Source organism: Actinoplanes philippinensis (assembly GCF_900113015.1).
In the GTDB taxonomy this organism is placed as follows: domain Bacteria; phylum Actinomycetota; class Actinomycetes; order Mycobacteriales; family Micromonosporaceae; genus Actinoplanes; species Actinoplanes philippinensis.
Map to the genome: position 1 here is coordinate 229,570 of NZ_FONV01000006.1, position 13,918 is coordinate 243,487.

Consider the following 13,918-nt stretch of genomic DNA (forward strand, 5'->3'; position numbering starts at 1 on the left):
AGACGGCCGCCTCCGGCAGAGGACCTGCGATCGGCGACCCGTCGAACCGCCGAGATGGGTGCATCTGATTGTCTTCAGAATGCGTAGGATCGGGCAGACACGACCGAACGCAATAAAGAACCCCGAGTGGCGACCAATGCTCCATCTCAGCCCGACGCATCCCTTGAATCTACTTACCCGTCTCAGCTGAGTTGACCCTCGGCCCCTCCAGGGAAATCTTCTCTGCCAGTTCCACGGCAGGTTCGATGACAGCCTCGGGAGGGTTCTCCACAACTCGCTGAAATGTCAGCATCACCCAAGATGACATAATGAAGGTTGGCACTATCGCCACATAGGCCGGCCAGATCGGGACGGTTGCATTCTGTGCCAAAGCCGCGAGGATGCAAACCGCGAGAGATGGTGCGGAAGAAAAAGCAAGGCCGACAAGCGAGAGTGTCGAGTGCGACCATATTGAACTGGACTTCAAGCTATCACCAGACGCCTTCAGGTGAGGCGCAATTGATGCCACCGCAAGGGTGACCAAAACTACACAGAGGCCGAATACAGCGGCACCGTATCCATCAACCAGATAAAGCCCAAGAACTTGGTAACCCGTTATCAGAACCGGCACAAGGCTTCCGGCGACGATCCCGATCTCTCGCTCAATTCGCAAGCCGGAACACAGGACCAACTGATGGATGCCCAGTAGCCCCATAAGACCCGCAACGCCAAATCCCGTACCAGCAACAACATGACCCACATTCAGGGCAAGCGCAAAATCTTTCATCCCCGAAAGGACCGAGTAAGCCAAGGATGAGGTCGTCATCCCTATGAAGCAAGAAAAGAATAGCAGCAATGCACTCTGCATTCTTCGATCAAGGAGGGCACCTTTACTTGATGCGCCGAAACGATAAGCAAGAAGGCCCACAAGGCAGCTGAATGAGAATCCTGCAATGACGGCGGTTAGCTGGGAATAAGCGTCGGCCACCTGCGCATTATCAAATGCGGCCATGTCAGGAATCGAATCGCAACTGGAAAGGTTTTTCGAACCTCGCCGTCGGCCCTGACTCAATCAATTGAGACACAGGGGCCATCGTAGCTAATTGAAGCCTGCCAGTTAAGTCTGTAAAAATCGTGGAGAACAGTGCCGCAAGCCACGGCGAGGCGTCTATCGCCGAATTGCAGATGGTCGTCCAGACACCGGCTTCATAAAGATACCCTTTGAGATGGTCCGCCATGGAACAACCTTTCGCCGCAGTGGCTGCGAATACATGCCAGAGCGAGATCTTAGCAAGCAGTAATATCAACTCGCCGCAATCGATCTTTCGCCTGGAGTCGGAAATCTTACAGGTACGTATTTGAACTTTTAGAGTAAGCCTTCGGCCTGATCCCCTGAGGCTTTGCCTACCTGCCGCGGTCCGCTCGCAGTCCCGCGTCAGGCCCGGCGACGGCGGGCGGTGCCCGCTCAAGCCGAGAACAGTACGTCCAGCCGTCGGCCCATCGCCTTACCCCACGTTCATCACACAAGTGCGGCCAGGAGCGTCGTTCGATTTCGCCTGATAAGGGCGCCGTCATTCTCGGCCCAGGCGACGGCCTCGTCGGCGCTCCGTCCACGGACAGGATCCAACGCGAGATTCCGTGCGTTGGCAGCCTCGTTCGCGGCAATCCCGGCCTGCCTCGGCAGCATCATGTCGATCAGCAGCTCGGTCTCCCCCGAACCGTAGCCATCTCGCAGCTCCCGCAAGTGCTTCGCCTGGTGCTCGATGGGAACATTGCCCATTCGAGGTGCATACGCAAATTCCATCGATTCCAGAAACGTCAGCACGCATGCTCAAGGCCGCGCCACCGCGTCGCCAGCCGCGTCTGGCAGGCTGGTGCGGTGCAGCTTTGCGTCTGGATGGCCGCCTGGCAGATGGAGTGCTGCGGTACTTCGTTCCGAGAGGGCGACAAGGTGTCGTGGCGGTTGCGGCATCCTCACTCCGCCGAGTTGGCGTGGCTCGACACCGTACTCCACGACGGCGCCGCCGCGACCGTCAACGCGATTGAAGACCATCACGGGGATCCGGACGCTCCGCTGACTGAGGGAACCGTGATCTCGATCGCCACGTTGCATTGCCGCTTCGAGCCCGAGCCGGTTGCCGGATCCGGGCTCGTGACGGCCGTCGTCACGGCTGAGAAGTGGAACGACGACCTGGACGAGCGACACCTCGCCGGCTTCCTCATTCGCATCCTCGCCCTGGACTCGGCCGGGAGTCAGGACGGGTTCTCCATCAACGCGTTGTCCAGTGCCAGGGTGAGGTCGGCGATCCGCCATCCGCTGTCGGTCCGGCGCAGTCCGAACGTGTAGACGCCGGTCGAGATCACCTGGGCGTTCTCGCCGGTGTTCTTCGTCTGCGACAGATAGGCCCGCACCTCAGCACTGTTGGCATCCGCCGTCGTGACCACGATGTTGCTCAGGTGGTGCCGCACCGTTCCGGTCTGGGCCGCGTGCCCGTCACGGATGAAGGCGAGAACCGCCGGGCGTCCGGCGACGGGGCCGAGGACTCCCTGTCCCGGCACCGTGAAGGTCCATGTGGTGTCCTGGGCCAGGATCGCTTCCAGCGCGGGTACGTTCAGCTCGTCCAGAGCGTGAGCGAAGTTCGCCACCACCTGCTGCGGTTCGGTGGTCACGAGACCACCGTCAGCACGATCTTGCCCTGGATGTGGCCCTGCGCGGCCCGCGTGTGTGCGGTACGGGCCTCGGACAGCGGATACGTGCTGTCCACCCCGACCTGAAGTTTGCCCTCGTCGAACAGGCGCCCGATCTCGGCGAGCTGGGAGCCGCTGGACCGTACCTGGATGTTGGAGACCGAGATGCCCAGACGCGCCGTCTCGTCCGGGTCGTAGTGGGCGAAGAACACCGGAAGCATGGTGCCGCCATGCTTGAGCACGGTCAGGAAACGCGAGCTGTCCGGGCCGCCGACCGTGTCGATCACGAGGTCGACATCGCCGGCCACGTCCGCGGCCCGCGTTGTCGTGTAGTCGATGAACTCGTCGGCGCCGAGCTTGCGCAGGAACTGTTCGTGGCGGCCGGAGGCCACCGCGATCACGCGGGCGCCTTTCCATTTCGCCAGCTGCACCGCGAAGTGGCCCACTCCGCCGGCGGCCCCGTTGACCAGCAGCGTCATCCCCGGTGTGATCGGCACCGACTGATGCACCTGACCGGTGAACGGAGACGGCACGTCGTGGCCGAGATCAACCAGGTACTGCCAGGCCGTGAGTACGGCCATCGGCGCTCCGGCGGCCTGTACGTGGTCGATACCGGCGGGCTTGCGGGCCAGGTCCGACGCCGGCGCGGCCACATACTCGGCGTACGTCCGGCCGTCGAACCCGGGGAACCGCAGCATGCCGAAGACCTCGTCACCGGCGGCGAACTCCGTCACGTCCGCAGCGACCGCCTCGACCACGCCGGACATGTCCGTTCCGGGAGTCAGCGGGTACTCCAGCGCCGGCCGCATCTCGGCCGGCATGACCTTCAGCCCCTCCCGCAGGTACCAGTCCGGCGGGTTGATGCCCGCCGCGTACACCCGGACGAGGACCTCGCCCGGTCCGATCTCGGGCACCGGCACCTCGTCGTACCGCAAAACTTCCGGGCCACCGGCCTGGTGGAACTGGATCGCCTTCATCACGCCTGTGCTTTCTCCGGGGATCGTTGCTCCCTCAGTCAAGGCCGGGACGCGGCAGGCTGTCCAAGACCGGTTCGGCAACCCGGCCATTCCGAAAAGGCATGACGGGTACGCTTGGCCGGGTGAACGATCCCGGTCAGGACCTGGAACTGCGGCTGGTGCGCTACTTCACGGTGGTCGCGGCGCACCAGAACTTCGGGCGGGCCGCCGCCGACCTGCATGTCGCCCAGCCGGCGCTGAGCCGGCAGATCCAACGGCTGGAGAAACACCTCGGGGTACGGCTGCTGGACCGGGGACCTCACGGCACCCGGCTCACCGCGGCCGGCGAGGCGTTCCTGCCCCGGGCACACACCCTGCTGCACGCCGCCAGGCAGGCCGAACTGGCCGTACGCGCTCAGGCGGAGACCGAACGAATCACCCTCGGCTATGTCGAAGACCTGGTGATCACCGCAGCGGTCCGGGAACTGCGCCGCCGCCACCCGCACGCCGAGATCACCACCCGGCACCTGAGCTGCCGCGACGTGGGGGCGCTGGCCGACAAGCGCGTCGATGCCCTGATCGGGCGAGCCCCGCTGCCGCTGGCCGCCGACGAGGTCCTCATCACCCCGCTGTACGAGGAACCCCGGATGGTGGTGGTCCCGCGCGGTCATCCGTGGGCCGGCCGCGCGTCGGTGACCTCCCGGGAACTGGCCGGCGAAAGGGCGGCACCCTGCGCTTTCGAGACCGAGGGCTGGACCTCGTACCAGCTCCTCGGCTCCGGTGTGCCACCGATGGAGAGCTACGAGGACAAGCTGGAACTGGTCGCGAGCCGCCGGGCGATCGCCGTGCTGCCAGCCGGCGACCTGCGCAGCTCACTGCATCCCGACCTGGTCACCGTCCCGATCACCGATGCTCCTCCCAGCCGTGTCGTCGTGGTCAGCCGCAAGGGCGACCCGAATCCGATGATCAGAGGTTTCCGGCTGGCGGCCGAGGCCGTCGTGACCGCCCCGGCAGCCTGACCAGCTCGGCCCTCGACTGATTCGGGGGCCGCGTCAACGTACGTCCCGCAGTCTCGTCGCGGCATTCGGCGCCTTCTCGATGTGGCAGCCGATTTCGTAACGCCGGTGGAAATCATCTTTCACCGACAGACGGCCGGCGCCAGCCCATCGGAGAAGCCGCAATGATGATCAACATTCCCACCGGGCCCCATAGGCTGGGGACGAACCACGGCCGGTGATCAAGGCCTTTACGCCGAACGAGCCGCTGGTTGAGCGGGTAGAAGACCGCGACCGCCGCCAACCACATCAGCCAGGCGGTCGCGCGGTTGATCGCGCGGTCGACGACCGAACGTCCGCGGTTGCCGCGATCACGTCTGCCGGGAGCGGTGCGCGAGGGTTCAGCGGCGAGCCGGCGACGCATGACGGATGATCACCCCTCGCCAAGGTGCGACGTCCGATCAGGGAATCCATCCGCTACATGACGTCACGGCCGACGACGGGACACCCTCTCGTGCCTCGCGGACACGTGGCCGGATGGGGCAGGATCGGCCGGTGACCTTCGATGCCCAGCGGCCTCATCAAGCCTTCGACGCTGCGGAGTTGCACGGCGACATCGACGCCCTGCAGACCTTGCTGGCTGACGATTTCAAGTCCATCGGCGAGCAGGGGTACGTCCTCGACAAAACGCAGTGGATCGGCAAGTTCGCCGAGTTCTCGTATTCCGTCCTGGACAGCAGCGATGTCCAGGTGTCCTGTTACGACCGTGCCGCGATCGTCCGATGCGTTCAGAACACCCGCTCGACCTGGCGGGGGCAGGACATGGCCTTGACGGTACGTGTCAGCCAGACGTGGATCGAACAGGACGAGCGCTGGCAGCTCGCCGGGATCCAGTTCAGTTCGCTCCCCCAGACGTGACCGCACCCTCCCAGGCCGGCGGGGTTGGCCCCGCCCGGAACCGCGACGTCTCACCGGTCCGTGAGCAGCCGCCGCAATCCGTGTCCGGTGACCGTCGCCGTGGTGGCGGCCATCAGCAGCCCGCCGGCCATGCCGATCAGGGCGATCACCGGGGTGGACTGGCCGGGCTGCCACAGGGGTGTCGCGAACGCGAGGAAGACGCCGAGCCCGGCGATCCAGGCCAGCGCGGTGATCGGGATCCAGGCCGCCGCCCGGTCGATGAACGGTCTCAGCACCAGCCACTGCGCCACCCCGATCGACGACACCAGCGCCACCCCGCCGGCGATCACCAGCAGCGGCGGCAGCGGCCCGCCGACGCGGCTGGGTGTCAGCCCGATCAGGTACGCGATCGTCGCGGCGACGGCAGTGGCCACGATCCACCGCCACGGCCGTAGACCTGGGATCGCCCGGCGCAGCACGAGCGCCTGCGACGCGCCCAGCAGCGTGCCCTCGATCGCCCCGGCGGCCAGCAGCGCGGCGGCGTTGGCGGTCAGGGCGCCGGTCAGCGCAGGCACGCAGAAACCGGCGAACTCGCCCAGTGTCACCGCTGCTGTCCAGCGGCGCCGTAATCGCGTACCCCGCAGCAGGACCGGTCCCCGCGGCAGACCGCACCCGCGGATCGCGACCAGGACCTCGGTGCCGTCGAGGCGGTGGAACCGCCGGCGGTACGCCTGGGCGGCCGGTTCTGCGGTGGTCACCTCGGCGATCGCGGCGTGCCAGGAGCCGGCCCGCCACACCTGGACCGGGGCCGGGCGCCGGAAGTGGCGCCACCAGCGTTTGCGGCCGGGCTGGGCGGCGGCGACGACCAGGCCGTCGGCGGTGCGGGCCGCCTGGACCGGCAGGGTGATCTCGTGTCCGGCCGACGAGCGGTAGCGCAGCAGCACAAGACTGTCCGGCAGCAGGTCGCCGGCCGGGGACTGCAGCAGCCGGGCCAGCACACCCGGCGAGTGGACCACTGTGGTCATGTCCCGAGCTTCGCTCTCGCGAGCCGGGCCGTGCAGTGCCGTTGGACCTATGTCCCGGTGAACAGCAGGATGACCGCTACCACGACGGCGAACGCGACGATGGTCCAGCGCAGGATCGGTGCGGGCAGCCGGCGGGCGAGGCGGGCGCCGAGGAAACCGCCGGCTATCGTGCCCGGGGCCAGCACCGCGACGACCGCCCAGTTCACCGGCCCGAACACGCTGTAGACGAGCACCGTGGTCACGCCGACGACCGCGGAGAACACGTTCTTCAGAGCGTTGAGCCGTTGCAGGGTCTCGTCGAGGACCAGGGCCAGGGCGGCGACCAGCAGGACACCCATGGCGGCGTTGAAGTAGCCGCCGTAGACACCGCAGGCGAACACCGCCACCTGCACCAGCAGCGCGGTCTTACGTGGCGAGTTCACCTTCAGGCCGTCCGGCGACCGTTGGGGCATCTCGTTCCCGTGCGCGGCGGGGTTTCCGGTGAGGGCGCGCAGCCGGTCCTGGAAGGCCAGCATGCCGCCGGCGGCGAGCAGCAGGAACGGCACGACGAAGTCGAACACCGACCGTGGGGTGAGCAGCAGGATGGCGCTGCCGCACAGCGAGCCGACGATGATCGTCGGGATGATGGCGCGGATGCGGTGGCCCTGGCCGGCCAGTTCGGGGCGGCTGCCCAGCGCTCCGGCGGCGTAGCCCGGCGCCACCGACAGCGCGTTGCTGACGTTGGCGGCGACGCCGGGCAGGCCCAGCCACACCAGCAGTGGGAAGGTGATCAGTGAGCCGCCGCCCGCGATGGCGTTGATGGCGCCCGCCACCAGGCCGCCGCCCAGCAGGATCAGGCCCTCCCCGGGGGTCACCGAGCGTCCTGGTAGCGCTCCACCTTCTCGGCCGTCCAGCCGATGAACCCGGCGATCTCCTCGGTGTCCCCGGACAGCGCCCAGTCCTCGACCACGGCGGCGAGCCCGTCGGGCAGGTCGGTGTCGACCTCGGTCAGTTCGACGTCCTCGACGACCCGGTCGTAGTGGATCCACTTGTCGTCGGGGTCGAGCTCCTGCCCGGCGGCCACGAACCCGTCGAGACCGTCGTCGCCGGCCGCGAGGATCTCGTTGGTCCGCCAGTCGACGATGTCCCAGGCGGTCTCACCGATCTGGCCGCCGTCGACGATCCGGTGGCCCTCGCTCTCGAGCTGCTCGATCCGCTCGTCGATCCGCTCGTTGTCGGCGTGGTTGGCTTCCAGCACGTTCTGGATGTAGGTCTTGAGGTCGCTCACGACAGTCCCCTGATGATCACTCGGTCGGCGCCGTGGAGCATACGGTGAACCACCCGCCCGCACGGGAACGGGCGGCGGCCACCAGATGGCAGGATCGACAACGCGGTACGGCTCCTGGCCAGGTTACCCAGCCGCCGGCCGGTCTCCACCGGGGCCTGGCCGGGACTGCGGTCCGGCCGGTGCCCGGACCGTTCGGGCCGGTTCGGCGGGAGGTGGGGGTATGCGGTCGCGGATCGAACGGCTCAAGGCGTGTCTCAACGGCGGCCGGCGCAGCGACGAGCATCCGGCGGTGCCGATCACTGCCGGTGAGCTGGCCGCTGAGGCGGTCGCCGCCGTGGCCGCCGGGGCGGAGGCGTTGCACGTGCATCCACGGGACCGTGCCGGCGCCGAGTCGCTGGCAGCCGTGGAGGTGGCGGCGGCCGTCGGCGCCGTACGCCGAGCTTGCCGGGGTGTGCCGGTGGGGGTGACCACCGGTCTGTGGATCGCCGGCGGTGACCCGGGGCGGCGTCTCGCGGCGGTGGCCGCGTGGGCCGGGCTGCCCGCGACGGCGCGCCCCGACTTCGCCTCGGTCAACGTCGGCGAACCGGGTTTCGCCGCCCTCGCCGAGGTTCTGCAGGGGGTCGGCGTCGAGGTGGAGGCCGGGGTGTGGTCGGTCGCCGATGCCCGGGCCCTGGCCGCCGCCGGTCTTCCCGGCGGCGCGGCGACGCCGACCGGCCGTCCGGCGTGGGCACGCGTGCTGGTCGAGGTCATCGGTGCGCCCGCCGGTGCCGCCGTCGCGGTGGCCGACGCGATTCTCGCCGAGCTCGACGCGCTGGGCGTGGCCGGTCCGCGGCTGCTGCACGGTGAGGACGCGGGTTGCTGGCCGCTGGTGGCTCACGCGGCCCGGCGGGGGCTGCCGACGCGCATCGGTCTGGAGGACACGCTGACCGGCCCTCGCGGCGAGCCGGTCACCGGCAACGCCGACCTGGTCCGGCATGCCCTGACCGTCCGGGCCGCCGGGTGACCGCTCGACACCGGTGGTAAGCCTCGGCGTATCCCCGTACGCCGAGCACCTTGTCGACCAGCACATGCGGGCCGCCGGGCGATGGTTCGTCGGCGGTGCCGGTCATCTCGTCGGTGCGCCGGATCTCGATCCCGGCGCGGAAAAGGATCGCCGGGCGATGGTTCGTCGGCGGTGCCGGTCATCTCGTCGGTGCGCCGGATCTCGATCCCGGCGCGGAAAGGGGTCGCCGGGCGGCTGAGCGGCTTCGCGAGTCAGCGGCAGAGTCGTCATCGAGGCGCCGGCGGCGCGGGCCACGTGCTGTCGAGGCTAGGGGGACGGCAGGGGCCGCGTCTGCGCGCCGGCGACGTGGGCGCGCAGTTCGCGGACGACGGTGGGCCAGATCTCGCGGGGCAGGTCGTGGCCGACGCCGGGCAGGGCGAGGTATCGGGCGCCGGGCACGGCGGCGGCGATGCGGCGGCCGGCGGCGGGGCGCAGCAGCGGGTCGGCTTCGCCGTGCAGGACCAGGGTGGGTACGCGCAGGGTGCGCAGCCGTGGCCCGTGCCAGGTGGCGCCGGTCTGGCGGGCCTGGGCGCGGCTGTCGCGGACGCCGCTGGGCAGGCCGGCGTCGAGTTCGCGGGTCACGCGCCGGCGGGCGTCGTCCTCGTCGAAGGGGTAGGCGGGTGAGGCGACGGCACGGGCCAGGTCGAGGCCGGCCGCCACGTCGCCGGCGCGCCCGGCCGGGTGGCGCTTGCGGGCGAGCCGGGCCACGAACGGCAGCCGCACGTAGCGCAGGACGGCGGCGCCGCGGGCATCGCTGGGCACGGCGGCGTACGAGGTGAGGGTGTGCACCCGGCCGGGGTGGCGCAGGGCGGTGCGCTGGGCGACCAGGCCGCCCTGGGAGACGCCGAACAGGTGGGCACGTTGCCAGCCGAGGGCGTCGAGGACGGCGACGGTGTCGTCGGCCATGTCCTCGGCGGTGTAGGCGGGCGGCCGCCGGCGCAGCAGCCCGGTGAGGGCATTGCCGGGGGTGTCGTCGTCGAAGCGGGTGGAGCCGCCGGCGTCGCGGCCGTCGAAGCGGGCGACGCTGAAGCCGGCCTCGAGGAGGGCGGCGACGAAGCCGTCGGGCCACCAGAAGCGGGACACGCCGAGGCCCATGAGCAGCAGCAGCGGGTCGCCGCCGGCGCCGCCGAGGTCGTCGACGGCCAGGTGCACGTCGCCGTGGTGTGCGGTGTACGCCGTGGGGGTCATCGCCGCTCCCTCATTCGAGAACACTGTTCGCGAACACCGTATCGGGCGGTTAGGGTGGGCGCAACGAGAAAGGGGTGGCATGGACGCGGTGCCGGTGTGGCTGCGGGAGCGGCGTACGGGGGTGGGCCGTCCCGCCGAGCGGTCGCGGGCGGAGGTGACGGCGGCGGCGATCGCGCTGGCCGACCGGGAGGGCCTGGCCGCGGTCTCGATGCGCCGGGTCGCCGCCGAGCTGGGCACCGGCGCGGCGTCGCTGTACCGCTATGTCGACAGCCGCGACGATCTGCTCGATCTGATGACCGACGAGGTGGCGGCCGGGTATCGGCTGCCGGAGCCGGGCGGGCCGTGGCTGGCCGGGCTGCTGGAGGTGTGCCGGCAGGGCCGCGAGCTGATGCGCCGGCACGGCTGGCTGCCGGAGTTGGTGCTCACCCGGCCGGCCCTGGGACCGCACGGCGCGGACCTGCTGGAGCACGTGCTGGCGGTGCTGGCCGGGCATCCGGCGGGCGCGGGCCGCAAGCTGGAGGCGTTCGGGGTGATGACCACGCTCACCGCGGCGCTGGCTCTGCACGAGCGCGGGCCGGGCGCCGGGCAACGGCAGGGCGCCTACCTGGGGCATGTGGTCGCGGCGGGCCGGCACCCGCACCTGACGGCGGCGCTGGCCGGCGGCCCGCTCGCGCCGGCGCCGGATTTCGAGGACACCGTGGCGCGGGTGCTCACCGGCCTGCTGGGCAGCCGATGAGCGGGCCATGCGGCCGCGCGCCGTGGGGCCGGGGACGAGTGCGCCAGCCGGTGTCCGCCACTCAGGTCCGGTTCACCAGCCGGCCGTGCCCGGTCCGCCCTTGAACGGCCCGGCGATGTCCGCGGTGATCCAGCCGCCGTAGAAGTCGCCCTCCTGCGCCCGGACCAGTTCGCCGTCGACCCGGCACTCACCGGCCCGGCTCGGGTAGAAGGCGACCGCCCCGGCGAGATCGGTGTAGCCGGGGGCGGGCCGCTCGTAGGACCAGCCCGCCCGCGGCACCCGGACGTCGCCGACGACCAGGTCCCAATAGGTGGCGACGCCCTTGAACTCGCAGTACGACCGGCCGTCGCCGGGCTGCAGGACGCCGTCGGCGATGTCGTCGCGGGGCACGTAGTAGACCGGTGGGTGCGAGGTCTCCAGCACCCGCAGGCAGCGGTCGCTGTCGACGATCACCCGGCCGGCGTGCACGATGGTCACCCTTGCCGCGGCGCGCTCCACCCGAGGCGGGCGCGGGTAGTCCCAGACGGATTCCATCACCCCAGCTTGCCAGCATCCGTGCGGTTTCAGGCCTCACCCGCGTCGTCGCTGTCGCCGTCACCGTGGCCGCCGCCGAGAGCCAGGCCGATGACGACCACGACGATCACGGCCAGCACGAACACGCCGGCGACGATGATCCAGAACATCGGCGCACCTCATTGACCAGACAATGTGTACATCGATGCTGGCAGCTGCCCGGCACACCGTCAACGGGCAATGCTTAGATTGACCAGACATTGGCAGCGAGACGGCGGAGGCGGCCTGTGGAAGCTCACCCCCACCCCAGCACTCCCGCCTACCAGCGGATCGCCGCGACGTTCCGGGCCCTGATCACCTCCGGCGAGCTGCGCGCCGGCGACCAGCTGCCCACCGAGCACACGATCGCGGAGCAGTTCGGGGTGGCGCGCCAGACCGTGCGTACGGGGCTGAGCCTGCTGGTCACCGAGGGGCTGATCGTCGCGCGGCGTCCGCACGGCCATTTCGTGCGCCGGCGTGAGCACATGATCTACCGGCCGCAGGAGAGGTCACGGCCGCGGCCGGTGACCCCGGAGATGATGGATCGGTTCTCGCAGCAGATCGCCGCCGAGGGCCGGGTGCCCAGCCAGCGCATCGAGGTGGCGCTCGTGCAGGCCGGCGCCGATCTGGCCGACCGGCTGCGGGTCGAGCCGGGCGTCACGGTCGTGGCCCGGCGGCGGGTGCGGTTCATCAACGGCGAGCCGATCAACATCAACGACTCGCACTTCCCGCTGGAGCTGGTCAAGGAATCGGCGATCATGTCGCCGGCCTACATCCCGCGCGGCACCGATCAGGTGCTGGCCGACCTCGGTCACCGGCAGGACCGGGCGATCGACGAGATCCTGATCCGGATGCCCACCCCCGAGGAGATCCACCGGCTCAGCCTGGGCCCGGGCACACCGGTCGCGGTGCACTACGACACCGGCTACACCGCCGGCGGCCGCCCGGTGCGCTGCACGGTCAACATCCTGCCCGGCGACCGCCACAAGATCGTCTTCGAGCGCAGCTGGCTCAGTTGACCTGCCGGTCGCGGTCGCGCCAGAACGGCTCGCGCAGCTTGAACTTCTGGACCTTGCCGGTGGCGGTACGCGGCAGCGCGTCCAGGAACTCCACCCGCTTGGGGCACTTGTATCCGGCGAGATGCGCACGGCAGTGGGTGATCAGCTGCTCGGCGGTCACCGGGGTGCCGTCGGTGACGACCAGCGCGGTCACCAGCTCGCCCCATTTCTCGTCGGGGATGCCGATCACCGCCGCTTCCCGGACCGCGGGGTACGAGCTGAGCGCGTCCTCGACCTCGATGGAGGAGATGTTCTCGCCCCCGCTGATGATGACGTCCTTCTTCCGGTCGGAGATCGTCAGGTAGCCGTCGGTGAGGGTTCCGCCGTCTCCGGTGTGGAACCAGCCGCCCTCCTGTACGCGGGCCGTCTCGGCCGGGTTGTCCCAGTAGCCGTCGAGGTTGTGGTTGGAGCGGGCCAGCACCTCGCCACTGTCGTCGACCGACAGCCGTACCCCCAGCGCCGCGGTCCCGGCACGGCCCAGCAGCCGGGCCTGTTCGCGGGCGGGCGCGCCGGCCCATTCGGTGCGCATCCGGTTGACCGTGAGCAGTGGTGACGTCTCGGTGAGCCCGTAGATCTGGATGAACTCCCAGCCCAGTTCGGCGCGGACACGTTCGATGGTGCGCGTCGGCGGCGGCGCGCCGGCCACCACGATGCGCACCCGGTCGCGGCCGGGGATCTCGCCGTCCCACGTGCGGGCCGCGTCGAGGGCCGCGTTGACCACCGCCGGCGCCGCGCACAGCAGCGTCACGTGGTGCTGTGCGATGCGCCGCAGGATCTGCGTGCCGTCGATCTTGCGCAGCACGACGTGCCGGCCGCCGAGGCCGGTGACGATGTACGGCATGCCCCACCCGTTGGCATGGAACATCGGCAGCGTGTGCAGCAGCACGTCGTTGTCGGTAACCGTGGTGTGCAGCCCGAACACGGCCGCGTTCAGCCACAGGTTGCGGTGGGTGAGCTGCACCCCTTTGGGCCGGGCGGTGGTGCCCGACGTGTAGTTCAGCGTCGCGGTCGCCGCCTCGTCGCCGTCCCACGGCCGCGGTTGCTCACGGTTGCCGAAAACCGCCTGATCGTCTTCCCCGAGGACGAACACATGCTTGGTACGGACGGTGTCGAGCAGTCCCCGAAGCTCCGGGTCGACCAGCAGCACGTCGGCGCCGGAGTGCTCCACGATGTAGCCGACCTCGGCGGCGGCCAGCCGGAAGTTGACCGGCACCAGGATCCGCCCCCACCCGGACACCCCGAAGAACGAGGTCAGCATCCGCGCCGAGTTGTGCGACACGATCGCCACCCGCCCGCCGACCGGCACCCCGAGCGCGTCCAGGCCGGCGGCCTGTCCCCGGGCCTGCTGCGCGACCTGCCGGTAGGTGAGCTCGCCCCACGACGCGGCGGGCTGCTCCGGCTCGTCGACGACCGCGACCCGGTCGCCGTAGACGAGCTCCGCGCGGTCTAGGAAGTCACGAACACCGAGGTTGAAGAACATCCACAGCTCCTTCCGTCGCGGCCCGGCCCGTCACGGTCGGGTCCGGTTCACGCCA

At 69.7% G+C, this 13,918-nt stretch carries 18 protein-coding genes; 6 read left to right on the plus strand and 12 right to left on the minus strand.

Translation table 11 applies throughout. From position 1 onward, the window contains the following. Positions 1–169: 169 nt before the first annotated feature. The 3 genes from BM290_RS47315 to BM290_RS17320 form a co-directional block, all read right to left on the minus strand. The gene (locus BM290_RS47315; protein ID WP_143133797.1) at positions 170–991 is read right to left on the minus strand and encodes a hypothetical protein; all 822 of its coding nucleotides are present in this window, start codon (positions 989–991) and stop codon (positions 170–172) included. A 1-nt stretch (position 992) separates the two neighbouring features. Then, positions 993–1,217 carry a hypothetical protein gene (locus BM290_RS47320; protein ID WP_143133798.1) on the minus strand — a complete coding sequence of 75 codons (225 nt, stop codon included), beginning with the start codon at positions 1,215–1,217 and terminating at the stop codon, positions 993–995. Positions 1,218–1,498: 281 nt separating this feature from the next. Continuing rightward, positions 1,499–1,804 carry a hypothetical protein gene (locus BM290_RS17320; RefSeq protein ID WP_143133799.1) on the minus strand — a complete coding sequence of 102 codons (306 nt, stop codon included), beginning with the start codon at positions 1,802–1,804 and terminating at the stop codon, positions 1,499–1,501. 54 nt (positions 1,805–1,858) lie between these two features. Here BM290_RS17320 and BM290_RS17325 point away from each other — a divergent pair, with 54 nt between their 5' ends. Further along, on the plus strand, positions 1,859–2,326 hold the full coding sequence (locus tag BM290_RS17325) for a DUF6578 domain-containing protein (RefSeq protein ID WP_093615184.1): 468 nt from the start codon (positions 1,859–1,861) through the stop codon (positions 2,324–2,326). Here the strand turns inward: BM290_RS17325 and BM290_RS17330 are convergent. Both BM290_RS17330 and BM290_RS17335 read right to left on the minus strand, forming a co-directional pair. Then, positions 2,233–2,649 carry a nuclear transport factor 2 family protein gene (locus BM290_RS17330; RefSeq protein WP_093615186.1) on the minus strand — a complete coding sequence of 139 codons (417 nt, stop codon included), beginning with the start codon at positions 2,647–2,649 and terminating at the stop codon, positions 2,233–2,235. The two genes, BM290_RS17325 and BM290_RS17330, sit on opposite strands and share 94 nt — an antisense overlap. Next, positions 2,646–3,644, minus strand: a complete 999-nt coding sequence (locus BM290_RS17335) for an NADP-dependent oxidoreductase (protein ID WP_093615188.1) — start codon at positions 3,642–3,644, stop codon at positions 2,646–2,648. The genes BM290_RS17330 and BM290_RS17335 overlap by 4 nt, the downstream gene beginning before the upstream one ends. 122 nt (positions 3,645–3,766) lie before the next feature. On the opposite strand from BM290_RS17335, the gene BM290_RS17340 reads away from it, so the two are divergent. Next, the gene (locus tag BM290_RS17340) at positions 3,767–4,642 is read left to right on the plus strand and encodes a LysR family transcriptional regulator (RefSeq protein ID WP_093615190.1); all 876 of its coding nucleotides are present in this window, start codon (positions 3,767–3,769) and stop codon (positions 4,640–4,642) included. A gap of 112 nt (positions 4,643–4,754) precedes the next feature. On the opposite strand, the gene BM290_RS47325 is transcribed toward BM290_RS17340, so the two are convergent. Then, on the minus strand, positions 4,755–5,042 hold the full coding sequence (locus BM290_RS47325) for a hypothetical protein (RefSeq protein ID WP_143133800.1): 288 nt from the start codon (positions 5,040–5,042) through the stop codon (positions 4,755–4,757). Positions 5,043–5,173: 131 nt separating this feature from the next. Here BM290_RS47325 and BM290_RS17345 point away from each other — a divergent pair, with 131 nt between their 5' ends. Further along, positions 5,174–5,536 carry a nuclear transport factor 2 family protein gene (locus BM290_RS17345; RefSeq protein ID WP_239143448.1) on the plus strand — a complete coding sequence of 121 codons (363 nt, stop codon included), beginning with the start codon at positions 5,174–5,176 and terminating at the stop codon, positions 5,534–5,536. Between the two features lie 50 nt (positions 5,537–5,586). Here the strand turns inward: BM290_RS17345 and BM290_RS49150 are convergent, their stop codons facing one another. From BM290_RS49150 to BM290_RS17360, 3 genes are read right to left on the minus strand one after another with little or no spacing between them, the layout of a single operon-like run. Then, positions 5,587–6,540 carry a hypothetical protein gene (locus BM290_RS49150; protein WP_203779210.1) on the minus strand — a complete coding sequence of 318 codons (954 nt, stop codon included), beginning with the start codon at positions 6,538–6,540 and terminating at the stop codon, positions 5,587–5,589. Positions 6,541–6,587: 47 nt separating this feature from the next. Further along, positions 6,588–7,394 carry a sulfite exporter TauE/SafE family protein gene (locus tag BM290_RS17355; protein ID WP_093615194.1) on the minus strand — a complete coding sequence of 269 codons (807 nt, stop codon included), beginning with the start codon at positions 7,392–7,394 and terminating at the stop codon, positions 6,588–6,590. After that, on the minus strand, positions 7,391–7,807 hold the full coding sequence (locus BM290_RS17360) for a hypothetical protein (protein WP_093615196.1): 417 nt from the start codon (positions 7,805–7,807) through the stop codon (positions 7,391–7,393). The genes BM290_RS17355 and BM290_RS17360 overlap by 4 nt, the downstream gene beginning before the upstream one ends. Before the next feature lie 220 nt (positions 7,808–8,027). On the opposite strand from BM290_RS17360, the gene BM290_RS17365 reads away from it, so the two are divergent. Next, positions 8,028–8,810 (plus strand): 3-keto-5-aminohexanoate cleavage protein, encoded by a 783-nt coding sequence (locus BM290_RS17365; protein ID WP_093615198.1) that lies wholly within the window; start codon positions 8,028–8,030, stop codon positions 8,808–8,810. A gap of 306 nt (positions 8,811–9,116) precedes the next feature. Here BM290_RS17365 and BM290_RS17370 read toward each other — a convergent pair whose 3' ends face one another. Beyond that, complete coding sequence (locus BM290_RS17370; RefSeq protein ID WP_093615200.1) at positions 9,117–10,037, minus strand: alpha/beta fold hydrolase; 921 nt, start codon at positions 10,035–10,037, stop codon at positions 9,117–9,119. Positions 10,038–10,116: 79 nt separating this feature from the next. On the opposite strand from BM290_RS17370, the gene BM290_RS17375 reads away from it, so the two are divergent. Beyond that, a complete protein-coding gene (locus tag BM290_RS17375; RefSeq protein WP_093615202.1) occupies positions 10,117–10,773 on the plus strand; it encodes a TetR/AcrR family transcriptional regulator in 657 nt (218 codons plus the stop codon). Between the two features lie 72 nt (positions 10,774–10,845). On the opposite strand, the gene BM290_RS17380 is transcribed toward BM290_RS17375, so the two are convergent. After that, positions 10,846–11,307 (minus strand): DUF427 domain-containing protein, encoded by a 462-nt coding sequence (locus tag BM290_RS17380; RefSeq protein WP_093615204.1) that lies wholly within the window; start codon positions 11,305–11,307, stop codon positions 10,846–10,848. A 266-nt stretch (positions 11,308–11,573) separates the two neighbouring features. Here BM290_RS17380 and BM290_RS17385 point away from each other — a divergent pair, with 266 nt between their 5' ends. Further along, complete coding sequence (locus BM290_RS17385) at positions 11,574–12,344, plus strand: GntR family transcriptional regulator (protein ID WP_177319763.1); 771 nt, start codon at positions 11,574–11,576, stop codon at positions 12,342–12,344. Here the strand turns inward: BM290_RS17385 and BM290_RS17390 are convergent. After that, positions 12,337–13,863 carry an AMP-binding protein gene (locus BM290_RS17390; protein WP_093615208.1) on the minus strand — a complete coding sequence of 509 codons (1,527 nt, stop codon included), beginning with the start codon at positions 13,861–13,863 and terminating at the stop codon, positions 12,337–12,339. The genes BM290_RS17385 and BM290_RS17390 overlap by 8 nt on opposite strands. Positions 13,864–13,918: the final 55 nt, after the last annotated feature.